Source organism: Apilactobacillus quenuiae (genome assembly GCF_002994005.1).
Classification (GTDB): Bacteria; Bacillota; Bacilli; order Lactobacillales; family Lactobacillaceae; genus Apilactobacillus; species Apilactobacillus quenuiae.
Map to the genome: position 1 here is coordinate 138,481 of NZ_POSN01000001.1, position 18,712 is coordinate 157,192.

An 18,712-nucleotide genomic window follows, 5' to 3' on the forward strand; every position below is an offset into this window, starting at 1 on the left:
TTATTAACTAATAATTACGGGTTATTTTATTTATGATTTATTTTGATGAGGTATTAAATTTACTATTAGTGGTTGAATCATTTTGAATGGCTGAATGACCATTTTTAAAGTATTCATTTAGTCCATTAGATTTAACAGATGTAACATCATTAGGTTTTACCCAATCCTCATTAGATTTATTTTGGGAAATATATTGCATTTCATATTTATATATTCTTTGAGCAATTGCTGTTTGTGCAGCAGTAATATAATTGCCTGTTTGAAATTGATGATCATATCCAGTCCAGACAGATAGGGAATAGTTTGGAGTATAACCAGTAAACCATGAATCCATAGCTGCGTAAGAAGGCAAATAACCTTGATATGAGCCTTCAGGATATTGAGTAGTACCAGTTTTACCAGCTTCATATAGGCCTGGGACCTTAGCTTCAGTTCCTGAACCATAAGGTAAATTCATAACACCTTTAAGCATATAATTCATCATAAATGCTGTAGAAGGTGACATAGCTTGGACTCCATTTGATGAAATCTCATGAGAAACATTATCAGGAGTTACTACTTTATTAATCAAATAAGGCTTATGATATTCTCCATTATTGGCAAAAGCAGCATAAGCAGCAGCTTCTTGCTCTGGAGAAACATAAAGACCAATACCATTTTGTAAATTAAGAGTACTATTGAAATTCATCCCCAATGAAGATAAAAATCTAGTAGCATTATTAATTCCAACATTTTGTAAGGTTCTAATAGCCGGAATATTCCTAGATTCAGCTAAAGCTTTACGCATAGTAATAGTTCCCTGATAACGATAGTCAAAGTCTTTTAATTGAACGTTAGTTCCTGGATAAGTGTATGGAGTATCATGAACCAATTGATAGGTTGGATAATTTAAATATTCAAGAGCTGGTCCATAATCCATAAGTGGTTTTGCAGTTGAACCACTGGATCTATCTGTTTGAACTGCTCGGTTTAATCCAAATTGAATATCCGTTTTACGGCTACCAATCATAGCGTTAACAGCACCAGTTCTAGGATCAACTAAAGTAGCGCCAACTTGCATAGTATCATTAGGGAAACCTACACGAGAGTCATTGTTAGCTAAATCATACAATTTCTTTTGTGCAGACAAGTCCAAGTTTGTATGGACACTTAATCCAGAATTAGGATTATAACCACGAGATCTTAGTTCTTGTAAAACTTTACCAATATATGAATCAACATATTTTTCATTAACGTTAGTTAAATCATTAGTCTTATGGTTGTTAGTTAAACCGTTCTTAATGCTTTCATTTTTAGCGGCAGTAGCTTGTTTAGCTGTAATAGTATTATTACTTTCCATTGCATCTAAAACTGTATTTCTTCTTTCTTTAGCTAATTTTGGATAGTTATATGGATTATAACCTAAAGGTGACTGAGGCATACCTGCTAACATAGCAGTTTGAGCTAATGAAAGCTTATTTAGTTTTTTACCATAATAATACTCAGAAGCAGTCTGCATCCCATAAACACTAGTATTATTTCCACCCATATAGACTTTATTAATATAAAATTCTAATATTTTTTGCTTAGAATATTTTTTTTCAACTTGTAATGCTAGCCAAGCATCTTGAGCTTTTCTCTTCATAGTACGATCTTTAGTATTAGTAGAAAATACAGATAATTTAACTAATTGTTGAGTTAAAGTAGAACCACCTTGTCCTTCGTTTCCAGAAATTACATTAGATAGAGCAGCTCCAACAATTCTAATAGGATCAACACCATGATGCTTATAAAAACGTCTGTCTTCAATAGAGACTACAGCATCTTTTAATTTTTTAGGAATATCTTTAGATTGAACATAATCTCTATTTTGAGCTCCTAGTCTATAAATTACACGATTAGAATTATCATAAATTTTAGTCGAGTTATCACTAGACAAAGAACTATAAGATATCTTAGGAGCACTGGATGCATAGTATGCAAACAATCCAGTTCCAATAATAATCATTAAAGAGACAAATGCTAAAATTCCTAAGATTGTTCGTTTAATTATTTTACCAACACGACTTTTTTTATATTTACCTTGATTACGCTGTACACGCGTACTATCTTTTGAATCCCTTTGTGACATTATGATTCTCCTTTATATTTAATAACTTGTCTACTGCTCTTAAATAGGGAATGGTAGGATTTAATGAATATGGAATATTGATCCCTAGTTTTTCAATTATATCCTTTTTTATTGATTTTTTTCCACCTTTAAATTGATCGTCCCAATATGTAAATAAATCAGTGGCCTTAAATAAAAATAGCTCATCCATTTGAACGAATTTAATAAGTGCAAAACAAAGGCCACCTTGTTGTACACATTGTCGCATATGTTCAACTTGATGTTTATGAAAATTAGCCAATGGAAAAGAAGTTTTGTTTTTGGTTTCTTTCGCATCAAAATCAATATATCTTCCATGGTAAACCCCATTATAATCGGTAGTAGAAGCTTTTCTAAAGTAAGCTTCTTTAATCACAGCAGCACTACGTTTAGGATAATCAACTTTAACAATTTGAACAGGAGTGGGTTTTTTATGAATCACAGCTATACCTTTATGAAGATAATAGCTATTGCTGTCATTGATTTCCTGTTCAAGAGTCATTCCACGATCACCATAAATAGTTAATTTATGATTAGAGTGTTGATCATTATGATTCTTCTTTAAATATTTTTTAGCTGAAAACTTATAAGAAGAACCATTAGGATAATGAATTGCCATTATTACCACCTTTCATTTAATATATAATTATAATTCAAATTTTAATTAACAACATTATACCATTAGTGCAAAAATGTTAATAACCTTAGGAAGTGAAAAAATGAGCAGACTATGGATAACTGGATATCGCAGTTATGAACTAGGAATTTTCAAAAATAATGATCCTAAGAAAATAGTAATTGATAAAGTTCTTAATGACAATCTATCACAAGAAATCATGAATGGCGTTGATTGGATAATTACTGGTGGTCAACTGGGGATAGAACAATGGAGCTTGGAAACAGCGAATACACTAAAAAAAGAATATCCAAATGAGTTTAAAACATCAGTTATGCTACCATTTAAACATTTTGGTGAGCAATGGAACGATGAAAATAAAATGTCATTAAATAAATGTATTCAACATTCCGACTTCTCAGCAAGTGTTTCAAATGAAAAGTATAAATCACCTATGCAATTAAGAGCATATCAACAATTTATGTTAACACATACCGATAAGGCATTATTAATATATGATTTGGACCATGAAGGTAAAACTAAATATGATTATAACCAAATCAAAAAATATTCTGAACATAATGACTATGATTTAAGATTAATTGATTTTGATGACTTACAGGAAGCAGCAACCGAATATGAAAATAGTAGAAAAAACTTTGAAGAATAGATTTAAAATAATTGAAGAATGTGTTAAGATAATATTTGTTCGTGATTATTTCAGATATGAGGTGTGAAATATGAATAATATTCAATATACCCCTAAAGATATTTTGCAAAAAGAATTTAAGCAAAAAATGCGTGGGTATGATCCTAATGATGTCGATACTTTTTTAGATAGTGTAATTAAAGATTATCAAAGCTTTGATAAAAATTTTAATGATCTAAAAGAAGAAAATGAGAAATTAAAAGCAGAGATTAAAAATATAAAAGACCAAATTGATAACTCGAATAGTTACCAATTTAATCAAAGGTCAGCTGAATTTACTGCTAATAATCCACAACCATCTAATCATGAGCAGGTTAATAGTATTGAAGCCGATTTATTAAAGCGAGTTTCTAATTTAGAAATGAGAGTTTTCGGATCCAACTAATTAATCGTTAAAATTATATAGAATTGGTGTATATCCTGAGTAATCGCGGCCAACTTTAGTTGGCTGAGGAAAGTCCACTCTCGCACAAGCTGCGATGCTTGTAGTGTTCGTGCTCGGTGAAAAAATAAGCCGGGGGACTACTTAATGTAGTAATGGCGAAGGAAAAAAGCTAAGGATTTATCTATGCTTTTAGTACTTCTGAAGGTGCCACAGTGACGATACAATATTGAAAACAATATTGGTGGAACGCGGTAAACCCCTCGAGCGGGAAACCCAAACTTTGGTAGGGGAGCTTCACACACGGAAATTGAACCAAGTGTGGGGGAGAAACTTATGTTTCTGAGATAGATGATTACTACTTCAAAATTTTAAAGGCCTGACTTAATTTTGAAGCACAAAACATGGCTTACAGGGATGTACACCATTCAGGACGAGTGGAAGTTTTCTTCCACTCTTTTTTTATATTTGAAATGATATTTTTAATAAGAGGTAATATAAATGAAAAAATTTAAATTAATGGCAACGTGTGCAGCAGGAATTGAAGCTTTAGTTGGCAGAGAACTACGTGATTTAGGCTATGAAACTCAAGTTGAAAATGGTCGTGTAAGATTTGAAGGATCAATTGAAGATATTATAAAAACTAATCTATGGCTCAGAACTGCAGATCGTATTGAAATTATTGTAGGTGAATTTAATGCCAAAACATTTGAAGATCTTTTTCAAAACATTAAACAATTGCCATGGGACAAATTACTACCAATGGACGCTCAATTTCCAATGAATGGCCGTTCACATAATTCTACATTACATAGTGTTCCTGATGTACAATCTATTGCTAAAAAAGCAGTTGTAAACAAGTTAAGTGAAACTTATCACCGTCGTACAAAACTTCCAGAAACTGGTGCATTTTACAGTTTAGAGACTAGAATTAATAAGAATCATGTTATTGTAACTCTAGATACTACTGGAGAAAGCCTATTTAAGCGTGGATATCGTGTTGCTAAAGGACCTGCTCCACTAAAGGAAAATATGGCTGCAGCATTAATTTTATTAACTAATTGGTATCCAGATATGCCTTTCTTAGACCCTATGTGTGGTTCTGGAACTATTCCAATTGAAGCTGCGTTGATGGCTAGAAATATTGCTCCCGGATTTAATCGTGATTTCTCATGTGAAAAATGGGAATGGGTAGATAATGATATGGTAAATAAAATTCGTGATGAAGCTGACAGTAAAGCTGATTATGATAAAAAGATTGATATTATGGCATCTGATGTAGATGGTAATTTAATTGATGCTGCTAAAGTGAACGCACAAGAGGTTGGTCTATTACATGATATTCAATTCAAACAATTAGCCGTTCAGGACTTTAAAACTGATAAAATCAATGGAGTAGTTGTTTCTAATCCTCCATATGGTGAAAGACTAAGCGATAAAGCTAATGTAATAAAGCTATATAAAGATTTAGGTAAAGTATTTAGACCTATGGATAGTTGGTCCAAATATTTCTTAACTAGTGATTTAGAATTCGATAAGTCATACGGACAAAAGGCAACCAAAACTAGAAAACTCTACAACGGATCATTAAGAACCGATTATTTCCAATTTTGGGGACATAAGATTAGAAAGTAAAAGGTGAAGAATACTTGAAGAAAAGTGTTGCAATTATCGGCGGTGGCATTGTTGGAGCTACTGTTGCATATTATTTGAATAAGTTAGATGATAATCATCAACTTAATGTAACTATGTATGATGATGGGGAAGGTCAAGCAACAAAAGCTGCTGCTGGTATTATATCTCCCTGGCTATCAAAACGCAGAAATAAGAAATGGTATAATCTTGCCCGTGATGGTGCTACTTTATTATCTAATATTGCAATAGAAACTAATATGGATAATGATATATATAATCAATGTGGAACTATTATCACTAGAGCAAGCCATGAAAAATTAAACGAGTTATATAAAAAGGCATTAAAAAGAACCAGCGAAACTAAAACTATTGGTGAGGCTTATAAATTAAATGCTAATGAAGTTAAAAATAAAATCCCCTTACTGACAAGTTCTTTGCCGGGAGTTTTAGTAACTGGCGGAGCAAGAATCGACGGGGGAAAGTTTGCTAAACATTTAAAGCATCTTGCCCAGCTAAATAATTTAAATATTGTAAATAAAAATGTTTCCATCAATGATGAAGGAAAAATTCAATTAGACAAAGAAATCATTGAATATGACTATATCATCGTGGCGACTGGAGCATGGATGAAGAAAACTTTATCTAACTTACCATTAGATGTTGACGTAAGAGCACAAAAGGGGCAACTAATTGAATTATCAATAACTAATACGAATTCAGGTTTTGATATGCCAGTCCTAATGCCTGAAGGTGAAAAAGACTTCATTCCATTCAATGATGGGAAATTAATTGTAGGCGCAACTCACGAAAATGATAAAGGCTTTGATTTACAACCAACAAATGAAGTGATTGATGATTTATTAGCTAGTGCAAATCGACTAGTAGATGGTTTAAATCAAGAAAATCTAATTAAAATAAAAGTAGGTACTAGAGCATATACATCTGACTTTGCACCTTTTTTTGGAAGCATCCCGCAATATCCAAATATATTGGTCGGTGGAGGACTTGGATCATCCGGATTAACTACTGGTCCATTGATTGGTAAACTATTAGCTCATAGTATTATAAATAAAAACGGTATTGATTTAGATCAATACCGCAAGCCAATTGAAAATTACATTACATTAAAATAAATCAATAAAAAGAATGAAGAGCTTGCTGCGCTAAATTGTGAGCACCTTCATTTTTTTTATCAGAAATCCAATTATTTATAACTAGTGAAAATGAGTCTTGTAGTGATAAAATTTTATTTAATTGTAACTGATAGTGCTTAGCATATCGTTTTTCCAAACTGTCATAAACTATCTTACTATCGGTATAATAAATAATCGTTTCATTTTTTTCGGCAATTTCTTTAACTTTCTTAAATCCCATTAGACATGCTTCAAACTCAGCATCGTGATTGTTATTCGCCTTTAATTTAACTTTAATTTGAATCTGTCTTTTATTGTGAATTATAAGAATTCCGCCAGAACTATAACCCAATTTGTTCATAGTGGCTGCATCAGTGTATAATTTAAACATAATATAATTTTCTCCTAAATAAGAAGGTGCTTTTTTTATGATAACTCAAAAACGAACATTTTTATATCAGCCAGGAATATTTTCATTTATAATTACATGGAGCTGGACATTTGCTTTACTTTTTGTAGGTATTATTTTTTGGCTTGAGGTAACCCATTTTCAACAAATAACATTATTTTTCTTTATAATCTTTTTATTATTTTCTATCTTTCAATTATTGTTTCGCAAAATAATAATTGAAGATAATCAAATTACAATTGGTAGATTGCTTAATCCCAAATGGATATCAGTTAATATTAGTGACATTGATAATTATAGGTTCACAAAGCATCGGGCTATTTTAAAAATTAATGGTAAAAATCATGAATTTTTATTACCAGTTAACTCAATCATTGAATTAAATAGTATAATTAGCAAAAAAGGATAAAGGAGTTGCACAATTCATGAAAACAGATATTGAAATTTCACAATCAACCAAATTAGAGAAAATCAACTCAATTGCCAAAAAGATAGGTTTATCTGAAGAAAAAATTGAAAACTATGGGAATTATAAAGCTAAAATTAATTTACCAATAAAAAAACAAAAAGATGGGAAATTAATATTGGTTACATCTATTAACCCAACTGCTGCTGGAGAAGGTAAAACTACTCTGACTATTGGCTTAGGGGATGCTTTCAATCAAATTAATAAGAACTGTGCAATTGCTTTAAGAGAACCATCTTTAGGACCAGTTATGGGGATCAAAGGTGGCGCTACTGGTGGTGGATATGCTCAAGTGGCACCAATGGAAGATATCAATCTATTTTTCACTGGTGATTTTCCAGCAATAACAGAAGCTCATGATACTTTATCCGCATTAATTGATAACCACATTCATCATGGTAATAAATTAAATATAGATCCTAGACAAGTTGAATGGAAACGAGTTGTAGATATTAATGACCGTGAATTACGCCACACAATTGTTGGTTTAGGTGGGCGTACTTCTGGTGTGCCACGAGAAGATGGCTTTGACATTACTGTCGCTAGTGAAATCATGGCTGTTCTATGTCTAAGTAGTAATTTACAAGATCTAAAAGATAAATTAGGCAAAATGTTAGTTGCATATACTTATGATAAAGAGCCTATTACGGTAAATGATTTAGGGGTAACAGGAGCATTGGCTTTGTTATTAAAAGATGCAATTAAACCAAACTTAGTACAAACATTAGAACATACACCTGCATTTATTCATGGAGGACCATTTGCTAACATTGCTCATGGTTGTAATAGTATCTTAGCTACAAAAGCTGCAATTAATTCTGCAGACTATGCAATAACAGAAGCTGGATTTGGGGCTGATTTAGGTGGAGAAAAATTCTTAGATATAACTGCACCTAAATTGGGTAAGAATCCTGATGCAATTGTTATTGTTGCTACTATTCGCGCTTTAAAATTAAATGGTGGCGTTAACAAGAAGAATCTTAACGAAGAAAATGTTGAAGCTTTACTAAATGGTGCTGATAATTTAGGACGTCATATTAAGAATATGAAACAATATGGAAAACCAGTTGTTGTCGCAATTAATAAATTCACTAGCGACACTATTAATGAAACTAAGGCTTTAGATAAATATATTCAAGAACAAGGTGTCAAAGCAATTAATACAGATGTATGGTCTAAGGGTGGACGTGGTGCTACTGAACTAGCAAATGAATTAGTAACAGCTTGTGAAGAACAGCATGACTTTAAGTCTTTATACAATAACAATGACGATGTTATAACCAAAATCAATAAAATAGTTAAAAAAATATATGGCGGTTCAAACATTGAATTAAGTGCAAAGGCAAAGAACCAGCTTAAGGCTATTGAAAAACGTGGATGGGATAAAATGCCAGTTTGTATAGCAAAAACGCAATACTCGTTTACTGACAATGCCAAAGAACTTGGTGCTCCCAATGATTTCACTATTCATGTAAGAGAATTACAACCTCGATTAGGTGCCGGATTTATAGTTGCTTTAACTGGTAAGGTACTTACTATGCCAGGCCTACCTACTCATCCCGCTGCTTTAGACATGGATATTGATAATCATGGTAAAATTACAGGACTTTTTTAAAGGAGAATTACAATGCCGATATTTTATGCTATCTTTAGCATGGTAATTTTAATTGGTGCTGATCAAATTATTAAATATATAATTGCAACTCATATTTCTGAAAATGCAGTTATTAATTTAGTTCCAGGATTAATATCAATCACTAATTTGCATAATGATGGAGCTGCTTGGAGTATTTTACAAGGTCAACAATGGTTATTTAGTTTAATTAGTATTTTTGCAATATTCATAATTGGATACTTTATGTACAGATTAAGAAAACATAGGCTTTATGAAATAAGTTTAGTGATTTTATTATCAGGAATAATTGGTAATTTTGTTGATAGGTTGATGCAAGGTTATGTAGTTGATATGTTTCAATTGGACTTTATTAACTTTCCAGTTTTCAACATTGCCGATTCGTGCATTACAATTGGAATTATAATTTTATTCATAGCAATATTAAGAGACGGTGATCTAAATTAAAAACAGACTCGAGTTTTGTGCAACTTCAAAAGATAAAAGGCTTGATAAATCAATCTCTAACCATTTTTACGATATTAGTCGTTCAAGAGCAAAAAATTTAATTGAAGAAAAAATGGTAAAAGTTAATCATGATTTTAAAAAACCTAAATATGATTTAAAACAGGGAGATAATGTTGTTATTAACATCCCAGAACCTAAAACTTTGGATTTAGAGCCAGAAAATATTCCTTTGGATATTGTATATGAAGATAATGATGTCTTAGTCGTTAACAAGCCACAAGGGATGGTGGTACATCCATCACCTGGTCATCCAAATCATACTTTAGTAAATGCCTTATTATTTCATACACCATTATCCAATATTAACGGAACTTTTAGGCCTGGTATTGTACACCGAATTGACAAAGATACTTCGGGTCTATTAATGATTGCTAAAAATAATGATGCTCATAAATCATTATCTAAACAATTAAAAGATAAAAGTAATGTTCGAGAATATATCGCTTTAGTGCATGGAAATATTAAAGAAGATAAGGGAAAAATTGATGCGCCAATTGGTAGGTCTAAAAAGGATCGAAAAAAACAAGCTATTATAGATGATGGTAAGAATGCAGTAACTCATTTTAAAGTTTTGGAAAGATTAGGAGAATATACATTAGTATCATGTGTTCTTGAAACGGGACGAACTCATCAAATTAGAGTTCATATGAAATATATTGGTCATCCATTAGTTGGCGACCCATTATATGGACCTAGAAAAACAATCAAAGGGAACGGACAATTCTTGCATGCTGCTAAATTAGGCTTTAATCATCCTAAAACAGGTAAATTAATGATATTTGATGCACCATTACCTGAAATTTTTAAAGAAACAATTCATAACTTAAGAAATAATTAGGAGGATATATTCAATGTCAAAAGTAGTAGTTGACAAAATGGCAATGCAACGTGCATTGACTAGAATTACTTATGAAATTATTGAAAAAAATAAAGGTGTAAACAATCTAGTAATCTTAGGAATTAAAACGCGTGGAGTTTATTTAGCCAAACGTATTGCTAATCGTTTACAAAAATTAGAAAATCAAGAAATCCCAGTTGTCCAAATTGATGTAACTAAATATCGTGATGATGTTAAACATACATCTAAGGATCCTGAGGTTGCTGATGGAGATAAAATTTCATTAGACAATAAGAATGTAATCTTAGTAGATGATGTTTTATTTACCGGTAGAACTATCAAATCCGCTTTTTCTGCAATTTCAGAATTAGGTCGTCCCGATAATATTCGCTTGGCAGTATTAATTGATCGTGGACATCGTGAGCTACCAATTAGAGCTGACTTTGTAGGTAAAAACATCCCAACATCTAGAACTGAAAAAATTAAAGTTCAAGTTAATGAAATTGATGATAAAGATTCAGTAGAAATCATCGATAAGTAATTAATTCTTAAATATATATTTAAGGAGTACATTATGGCCACACGTTATTTAATATTAGAAGATGGTACATCTTACAAGGGCAAAGCATTTGGCTCAGAATCAACTACAACGGGTGAAATTATAGTTAATTCAAATATGTTAGGTTACCAAGAAATTATCACTAATCAAATCTATCATAATCAAATTATTACTTTTACCCAGCCATCAATTGGTAATACCGGTATTAATCATAAAAGCTTTGAATCCATTATTACTAATGCAAAAGGAATCATTGTCCGTGAGTATTCTAATATTTCTACAAATCGGTTGGGTAACTTGACCCTAGATCGCTTTTTAAAGCAACATAATATTCCCGGAATTGCTGGCATTGACACTAGAGAACTAACTCATCGTATTAGAAGAAATAGTTCAATGAAAGCTAGTATCGTAGATGTAAATGACGAGCATGCTTTTGACCAATTAAATGCATCGGTATTAACTAACCAGCAAGTCAAACAAGTTTCTACTAAAGCTCCCTTTCCTAATACAGGGGATGGATATAATATTATATTAATTGATTTTGGCTTAAAATATGGTATTTTACGCCGTTTAGCTGAATTAGATTGTAATGTTATTGTGATGCCATGGAATACAAGTAATAAGGAAATTATGGATTTGGACCCTGATGGTGTAATCTTGTCTACTGGTCCTGGATCACCAAAGGATTTGCCTGAATCAGTTTTAAATATGATAAGGGAAACTCAAGAAAAAATTCCAATGTTTTCCATGGGACTAGGACATGAACTTTTTGCGTTAGCCAATGGCGCCGAAACTTATAAATTAAATGTTGAACATCATGGTAGTAATCATCCCATTAGACAAATTATTACTAACCAAATTATATATGCATCACAAAGCCAAGGGTATGCAGTTGATCCTAAATCAATAAAACATGATCAATTATTAATAACTTTTGTTGATTTAGTCAATGGAACTGTTCAGGGTATTAGGCATCGTGATTTTCCTTCTTTTTCAGTTCAATTTTCACCAGATGGTGGACCAGGTCCTGAAGATACCGTTGACTTATTTGAAGAATTTTTAGAAAACGTTAGCTCGCAAAGGAGATAACTTAAATGTTTAAACACGAAATAAAAAAAGTCTTAATACTTGGAAGCGGTCCATCCTCAATTGGAAATGAAACTGAACTAGATTCAGCTGCTTTTCAAATGATGGTTGCTCTTAAGAAGAATGGGATTAAAACCCTTATTATTGATAATAATCCATTTTCATTAACTATGACTGAAGTTCAAGCTGCTAATACTTTTGTTAAAGAAATTAATTTAAAGAATGTATTAGAAGTACTTAAAAAAGCTAAGCCAGATGCAATTATTCCTACTGTAGGTGGATTAAGAGCAATTCATATTACTCAGGAATTACTAAACCAAGGTATTTTAAAAGAGCTAAATGTTAAAATAATAGGGATATCAGAAGCTGCATTAAAGACCGTTAATGATTCTAATCGAATGAAAACGGTTATTAATCAATCAAATGAACCTTGTATACCATCTAAGATTGTTAATAATGAATCAGAAGCATTTGATGTAGTTAGACAAATTGGTTTCCCAATAATAGTAAAACCAATTAATCAAAAAGATTCAGCTAAAAGAAGAGTATGTAAAAATACTGATGAATTATCTTATTTTTTGGATAACTCATTTAATGATCAAAACAAAAAATTTATAGTGGAAAAAAGTGTTGTCGGATTTAAACAAATTGAAATGGTTGGTATCAGGGATGAAAACGGCACTAAAATTTTAATTAATGGATTAGAAAATGTTGACGCAGTAGGTGTACATTCTGGTGATTCAATTGTTGTATCACCAATCCAAACATTAACTGATATTGAATACCAAAATCTGAGAACCGCAACTTTTAAGATTATGGAAAACTTGGAAATTGTAGGTGTGTGTCATTTACAATTCGCTTTAAGTACAAAAGATAATTTATATTTTATAACTAAAATTAATCCATTAGTAAATCAAAGTACTGCATTTTCTGCAAGGGCAACTGGCTATCCGTTAGTTTATACTTGTACTAATCTAATGCTTGGTAAACAATTAAATGAGATTCAATTGCCTGAAAAGTATAATCATTTAACTCCAATTATGGAACCATCATTAGATCATGTAGTTATTAAGATTCCTATTTGGCCATTTGAAAATATACCACAAGCCAGTCAAAGGCTTAACACAGTAATGAAATCTGTTGGATCCACAGTTGGTGTTGGTAGAACTGTAGAAGAAGCATTATTAAAGGCGTTGAGAAGTTCTCAATTTAGTCCTAGAGATATACTACCAAGTATGAAGAATTTGGATAATGATGAATTAATTAATAGACTAATTCATCCCCAATCAAATCGATTATTGGTACTAATTGAATCGATTAGAAGAGGATATCAGGTTGATGATTTAGAAGAATTAACTAAAATAAATAAATTTTATTTTTATAAACTAAAAAAATTGTTAGAAATTGAAGAATTAATCATTAATCATCCAATGGAATTAAATACTATTGAGCATGCTCATAAATTTGGCTTTGGTGATGGAATGATGGCTGAAACTTGGCATATTCCTATTCAAAAAGTACGCGAAATATATCATCAATACAATGAATATCCGACTTATAAGTCAATTGAATCTTCAGCTGGTGAATTAAAGCAAAATATAGAATCATTTTATAGCAGTTTTGAAAAAGAAAATGAGTCATATAAAGAATCTCAAAAAACAGCATTGGTTATTGGACGTGGTGGTAATAAATTAGGTCCTAATACAGCAGCTGATTATTATACAGCGGAGGTCCTAATTCAATTGCATAAATTGGGATACAAAACAGTTGTAATGAATAATAATCCCAATGCTGTATCATTATCGCCACAAATTAGCGATAAACAGTATATTGAGCCCATACAATTAGGTGATATTTTAAACATTATTGAGTTAGAAGAACCAGTTAGAGTATTTGTACCCGGTAATAGGCATTTTTTGATGAAACAACTAAAGAAATATAAAGAATTAAATGTCCAAATATTACCTCCCGATCAAGATACAGGGGTTATCTTACCTAAAAACGTTAGCTATGCGCTAAACTTTTTTGTTACAAATGAAAATAATTATTTTATATCATCTGAAAAATTAATTAGTAATTTAAATAATGACTTAGATCACGTTACTAATTATGAGATGCCTTATGGGGACATTGATGATAATCAACTAATCCAAAATATTAAGGAATCATATACACATATTGATAAATCAAATTGGATTGGCCTAGTACAAATCCTATTTAACGAAAAGAATAATGGTGAGTCTGAGTATGTAGGAATCAGACCATTAAGATTAACCGAAACAATCTTTTTAAGTAAAGCTACGGGGATTAATTGGATTCGTGAGCTGGTTAAATTTTATACTAAAAGATTTGACAGTAAAATTATTGATGAATTAAATACTAATCAAGATAGGATTGCTAGTATGCGCGCCACCTTTCCGTTTAAACAATTAAACTTGTACATTGATCATGGCAATAGTTCACAAGAAATTGGTGCTAAGTTAAAATTCAGATTAAAAGACTAAAAAAGGATGCTATTTAGCATCCCTTTTTAGTTAATTATTATTTTCTTTTAAATGTTTAATATCTGATTCTTTCGGCGTAACAAAAACAGTTTTTTGTCCTTCATAAATGACTAAACCTGGTTTTGCACCATTTGGTTTTCTAACATGTTTAACTTTTACATAGTCCACTGGAACAGTAGCTGAGTCACGAGCCTTAGAAAAATATGCAGCTAACTCAGCAGCTTGTTGAATTGTTTTTGTATCAGGATCAAAAGACTTAATAATCACATGAGACCCGTGGATGTTTTGAGTATGCAACCAGGTATCTCTTTTATCTGCATCTTTTAATGTTAATTTATCATTTTGCAAATTGTTTTTACCAACTAGAATTTTAATTCCATTATCAGAAGTAAAGCTTTCAGGTTGGCTAATTTTTTGTCGTTTATTTCTTTTTGAAGAATTTTGATTATGATTTTTATTCAAATATCCTTCATTCTTAAATTCTGTTTTAATATCAACTAAATCAGCAGGATTAGCTAATTCAATCTGGGATAAGACATTATCAAAATATTCAATTTCATCATTGGTTTTCTTTAATTGTTCATTAACATATATAACAGCATTTTTAGATTTTTGATAACGTTTAAAATACTTCTGAGCATTTTCAGAGGGAGACAATTGATTAGATAATTTAATCTTAACCAATTTATTTTTATCGTAAAAGTTTGGTAGTTCAACTGATTTCATGCCACGTTCAATTTTGTATAAATAAGTAGTTAAGATTTCACCCTTAGTACGATATTCATCAGCTTTTTTAGTGTTATCTAGTGTTTTTTGTAGTTTTTTCTTCTTATTGCGATTTTTCTTTAGCTCATTTTTAGCAATATGAATTAAAGTACCACCTTGTTCTTTAACTCTATCTCTTTGAGCTCGACTAGCATAATATTTGTCTAAGAGTTCACTAAGGCTATTAAAATAGATATTTTTTTCATTGTTAGTAAATGGGTAGACACTAAAAGATTCCTTATTTTTGTCATTAAATATAATAGTGGGCTTAGGTTGGTTAAATTTTTCAAAGAACTTATTAAATAAGAATTTAATATCACCATCTTGATGTAAATAATTTGCTAGATATAAAGATGTATCTTTACTAAGTCCCTGCGTAATATACTGAATATTATTCGCTAGCATTTCTTGATTAGGATATTTACTTTCTAGGTCTTTAATATTATTAATATCTTCATCGCTAGCTTCAAACGGATTAAACATCTCTTGTTTAGGAGGAGTGATATATTGATCACCAGGTAGTAAAGTACGATATCTATTTTTATCTGCACCAATACGTTTAATTGCGTCTATAATGCGCATATCGTCTTGTTTATCAACTAGAATAATATTACTATGCCTAGCCATAATTTCTACGATTAAAAGCATTTCTTTTAAATCACCAATTTCATTTCTAGTTATGAAATGAAACGTCATGACTCTGTCATTATTATATTGTGAAACTTTACTTAATATAGAACCGCTTAAATGTTTTCTTAAAGTCATTGTAAAGTTAGTAGGTACACTAGGGTTATTGTAAGGCACTCTAGTTACTTGAACTCTTGCATAATTAGGGTTAGCAGACATTAACAAGGGATAATTGTTATGATTAGCTCTAATTGTCATGATAACCTCATTATCATATGGTTGATTAATTTTTGATACTCTACCATTTGATAAAGTTTTATTTAGTTCTTTTGTCATTGCATGAGTGAATGATCCATCAAATGACATAATATCATCTCACTTTCGTTACTTTTGTCGACACATAATATAAGTATACATATTATATATGTCATTATCAAAAAACCAATCTTACTTACTGTAATATATATTTTAATGTTATAATTTATAGATAAATATAATTTTTAAGTAATTATTAATTTTAATTAAAGGGTGAAAAGCTAATAATGAAAGTCGCAATCGTTACAGATAGTACTTCATACCTATCTAAAGAAGAACAAGAAAAATATAATATAAATGTAGTACCAATACCCGTAATTATCGATGGAAAAAGCTATAATGAGGGTGTAGATATTTCAACAGAAGAGTTCTATGATAAATTACGTAATTCAGAATCTTTTCCTAGCACTTCGCAACCACCTATGGGTGAAATGATTAATACATATAATAATTTAGCTGATAAAGGTTATGATGCAGTTATTAGTATTCATTTGGCAAGTACTATCTCTGGATTCTACAATTCCTTAGTATCTTTGGCACCCACAATTGAAAACATAAAGGTGATTCCTTATAATTCTAAATTAACTGTTAAATTAATGGGCAATTTAGCAATTGAAGCCGCAAAAATGGCTCAAAATAATCAGAGTATTGATGAAATCTTATCTAAAATGGATGAAATTAGAGCTACTATTAATGAAGTCTTTGTAGTTGATGACTTACAAAATTTGGTAAGAGGTGGTCGCTTATCTAACGCATCTGCTTTTCTAGGCAGTTTATTGAAAATAAAGCCGCTTCTTACATTTGATGACAAGACTAATGAAATTGTTGCATTTGAAAAAGTTCGATCTCGTAAAAAAGCATTAAAACGCACTGAAGAAATATTTAAAGAAGCTGTAAGTGATGCTGATTACCCAATTAAAGCAATTGTTATAAATGCTAATGATCCTGAATCAGGGGATGTTTGGACTAAAAAAATTCAAGCTATGTATCCAGATATGACTGTAGAGCAAAGTTATTTTGGTCCAGTTATTGGAACTCATCTCGGTGAAAAAGCTTTAGCTTTGGGATGGATGATTGATTCAAACAAATAGATTGTAAGTATTTGTTTTTAATGATATATTTAAAATATTAAATAAAAATATTAGGAGTAGGACTTTATGCGTTAAGTGCTAACGGAACGGAATGTGAACGTTAGACGAAAATTCAATTTGCGATATATTGTCCGCATTCGCCACCAATAGTTATATTATTTACTAACTTTATAATTTGTACGTGGCAGCTCCATTAGGAGATGTCTTATGAGTATCAAAAATAAGTTTTTTAGTTTGCCTAAGCTTAAAGTATCTGATGTTACTATTATTGCTATAATGATAGCTTTAAGCTTTATACTGAATAAAGTTGGCATACACACTCAATATCTTGTAATTACGCCAACCTTTATCGTTACTGTGTTGTTATGTTATCTGTATGGATCTATATGGATGGCAATTGTTTTAGGGATGACGGATATATTATTTACTTTTATAGGTGGAGGCGGAGTATATATTCCTGGATTCACCATTTCTGCTATATTAACAGGATTTATATACGGAGCATTCACATTTAAAGATTATGAATTTAAAGCTATAAATTTAATATTTGCTCAAATTATAATCAGTGTATTTGTTCATTTGTTCTTAAATACTCTTTGGTTAGCGCTATATAATGGAATTGACTGGAAAATTATAATTGTTTCTAGATTAGTTAAAGAAGTAATCTTAGTTCCAATACAACTAGTTGTATTAGTTGGAATGTTTCATATTCCAATAGTTCAAAAATTAATTAAAGATCATTGGAACTAATTAAAAATTATTTAAAAAATAATAAAAAAGATTATGATAAGCTTTCATAATCTTTTTTATTTAGAAAGGAATATTATTTAATGGCTAAAAACATATATGATTTTGAATTAACTGAAATGAATGGTCAAATAATTAACTTTGATCATTTTAGAGACAGGGTTATCTTAATTGTTAATACTGCTAGTAAATGTGGATTAGCAGGGCAATTGAAAGAATTAGAATATTTGTATCAAAAATATAGTGACGATGGACTTATTATTATAGGTGTTCCATCTAATCAATTTCATATGGAACTAAAATCTAACCAAAAAACTAGTGAATATTGTCAATTACACTTTGGTGTTACTTTCCCAATGTCTAGACAAGCAAAAGTAAATGGTAAAGATGAACTGCCTTTGTTTAAGTATTTGAAGGATATATCAAATCATGGGAGGATAAAGTTTAATTATACTAAATTTTTGATTGGCCGTGAAGGAAACTTAGTCAAACGATATTCCCCTTTAAAAACTCCTAAAAAATTTGAGCAAGATATCATTAATGAACTAAATAATGGTTGATT

General features: G+C 30.8%; 18 protein-coding genes, 1 other RNA gene and 1 riboswitch. Of the genes, 15 read left to right on the top strand and 4 right to left on the bottom strand.

Annotation, left to right across the window (positions count from 1 at the left end; translation table 11 throughout):
- Positions 1-37 precede the first annotated feature (37 nt).
- Positions 38-2,110 carry a transglycosylase domain-containing protein gene (locus C7N44_RS00755; RefSeq protein WP_105956013.1) on the bottom strand — a complete coding sequence of 691 codons (2,073 nt, stop codon included), beginning with the start codon at positions 2,108-2,110 and terminating at the stop codon, positions 38-40.
- Entirely contained in the window at positions 2,085-2,747 is a 663-nt protein-coding gene (recU, locus tag C7N44_RS00760) for a Holliday junction resolvase RecU (protein WP_105956014.1), read from the bottom strand. Before recU ends, C7N44_RS00755 begins: the two co-directional genes overlap by 26 nt.
- A gap of 100 nt (positions 2,748-2,847) precedes the next feature.
- Here recU and C7N44_RS00765 point away from each other — a divergent pair, with 100 nt between their 5' ends.
- From C7N44_RS00765 to C7N44_RS00785, 5 genes are all read left to right on the top strand, one after another.
- A complete protein-coding gene (locus C7N44_RS00765) occupies positions 2,848-3,414 on the top strand; it encodes a DUF1273 domain-containing protein (protein WP_105956015.1) in 567 nt (188 codons plus the stop codon).
- A gap of 70 nt (positions 3,415-3,484) precedes the next feature.
- Positions 3,485-3,838 carry a cell division regulator GpsB gene (gene gpsB / locus C7N44_RS00770; RefSeq protein WP_105956016.1) on the top strand — a complete coding sequence of 118 codons (354 nt, stop codon included), beginning with the start codon at positions 3,485-3,487 and terminating at the stop codon, positions 3,836-3,838.
- 31 nt (positions 3,839-3,869) lie between these two features.
- Positions 3,870-4,252: RNase P RNA component class B (gene rnpB / locus C7N44_RS00775), an RNA gene on the top strand.
- Between the two features lie 84 nt (positions 4,253-4,336).
- A complete protein-coding gene (locus C7N44_RS00780) occupies positions 4,337-5,470 on the top strand; it encodes a THUMP domain-containing class I SAM-dependent RNA methyltransferase (RefSeq protein ID WP_105956017.1) in 1,134 nt (377 codons plus the stop codon).
- 14 nt (positions 5,471-5,484) lie between these two features.
- Positions 5,485-6,603, top strand: a complete 1,119-nt coding sequence (locus tag C7N44_RS00785) for an NAD(P)/FAD-dependent oxidoreductase (protein WP_105956018.1) — start codon at positions 5,485-5,487, stop codon at positions 6,601-6,603.
- 1 nt (position 6,604) lies between these two features.
- Here C7N44_RS00785 and C7N44_RS00790 read toward each other — a convergent pair whose 3' ends face one another.
- Positions 6,605-6,994, bottom strand: a complete 390-nt coding sequence (locus tag C7N44_RS00790; protein ID WP_105956019.1) for a ribonuclease HI family protein — start codon at positions 6,992-6,994, stop codon at positions 6,605-6,607.
- A gap of 37 nt (positions 6,995-7,031) precedes the next feature.
- Between C7N44_RS00790 and C7N44_RS00795 the strand changes: the two genes are divergently transcribed.
- The 7 genes from C7N44_RS00795 to C7N44_RS00825 are packed head-to-tail and all read left to right on the top strand — an operon-like array spanning position 7,032 to position 14,605.
- Positions 7,032-7,421, top strand: a complete 390-nt coding sequence (locus tag C7N44_RS00795; RefSeq protein ID WP_105956020.1) for an EbsA family protein — start codon at positions 7,032-7,034, stop codon at positions 7,419-7,421.
- A gap of 16 nt (positions 7,422-7,437) precedes the next feature.
- Positions 7,438-9,093 carry a formate--tetrahydrofolate ligase gene (locus C7N44_RS00800; RefSeq protein ID WP_105956021.1) on the top strand — a complete coding sequence of 552 codons (1,656 nt, stop codon included), beginning with the start codon at positions 7,438-7,440 and terminating at the stop codon, positions 9,091-9,093.
- Positions 9,094-9,111: 18 nt separating this feature from the next.
- Positions 9,112-9,558 (top strand): signal peptidase II, encoded by a 447-nt coding sequence (lspA, locus tag C7N44_RS00805; RefSeq protein ID WP_404799030.1) that lies wholly within the window; start codon positions 9,112-9,114, stop codon positions 9,556-9,558.
- Entirely contained in the window at positions 9,554-10,456 is a 903-nt protein-coding gene (locus C7N44_RS00810; RefSeq protein WP_105956023.1) for an RluA family pseudouridine synthase, read from the top strand. The genes lspA and C7N44_RS00810 overlap by 5 nt, the downstream gene beginning before the upstream one ends.
- Positions 10,457-10,469: 13 nt before the next feature.
- Positions 10,470-10,997, top strand: coding sequence for a bifunctional pyr operon transcriptional regulator/uracil phosphoribosyltransferase PyrR (pyrR, locus tag C7N44_RS00815; RefSeq protein ID WP_105956024.1), 528 nt, complete (start codon positions 10,470-10,472; stop codon positions 10,995-10,997).
- A 33-nt stretch (positions 10,998-11,030) separates the two neighbouring features.
- Positions 11,031-12,104 (top strand): carbamoyl phosphate synthase small subunit, encoded by a 1,074-nt coding sequence (locus C7N44_RS00820; protein WP_105956025.1) that lies wholly within the window; start codon positions 11,031-11,033, stop codon positions 12,102-12,104.
- Between the two features lie 5 nt (positions 12,105-12,109).
- On the top strand, positions 12,110-14,605 hold the full coding sequence (locus tag C7N44_RS00825) for a carbamoyl phosphate synthase preATP-grasp domain-containing protein (RefSeq protein ID WP_105956026.1): 2,496 nt from the start codon (positions 12,110-12,112) through the stop codon (positions 14,603-14,605).
- Between the two features lie 30 nt (positions 14,606-14,635).
- Here the strand turns inward: C7N44_RS00825 and C7N44_RS00830 are convergent, their stop codons facing one another.
- On the bottom strand, positions 14,636-16,363 hold the full coding sequence (locus C7N44_RS00830) for an NFACT RNA binding domain-containing protein (RefSeq protein WP_105956027.1): 1,728 nt from the start codon (positions 16,361-16,363) through the stop codon (positions 14,636-14,638).
- A 176-nt stretch (positions 16,364-16,539) separates the two neighbouring features.
- Here C7N44_RS00830 and C7N44_RS00835 point away from each other — a divergent pair, with 176 nt between their 5' ends.
- From C7N44_RS00835 to C7N44_RS00845, 3 genes are all read left to right on the top strand, one after another.
- Positions 16,540-17,403 (top strand): DegV family protein, encoded by an 864-nt coding sequence (locus C7N44_RS00835; RefSeq protein ID WP_105956028.1) that lies wholly within the window; start codon positions 16,540-16,542, stop codon positions 17,401-17,403.
- Positions 17,404-17,453: 50 nt separating this feature from the next.
- A riboswitch (THF riboswitch) is annotated at positions 17,454-17,546 on the top strand.
- A gap of 64 nt (positions 17,547-17,610) precedes the next feature.
- Complete coding sequence (locus C7N44_RS00840) at positions 17,611-18,153, top strand: folate family ECF transporter S component (protein ID WP_105956029.1); 543 nt, start codon at positions 17,611-17,613, stop codon at positions 18,151-18,153.
- An 80-nt stretch (positions 18,154-18,233) separates the two neighbouring features.
- Entirely contained in the window at positions 18,234-18,710 is a 477-nt protein-coding gene (locus C7N44_RS00845; protein ID WP_105956030.1) for a glutathione peroxidase, read from the top strand.
- The last annotated feature ends 2 nt before the right edge of the window (positions 18,711-18,712 follow it).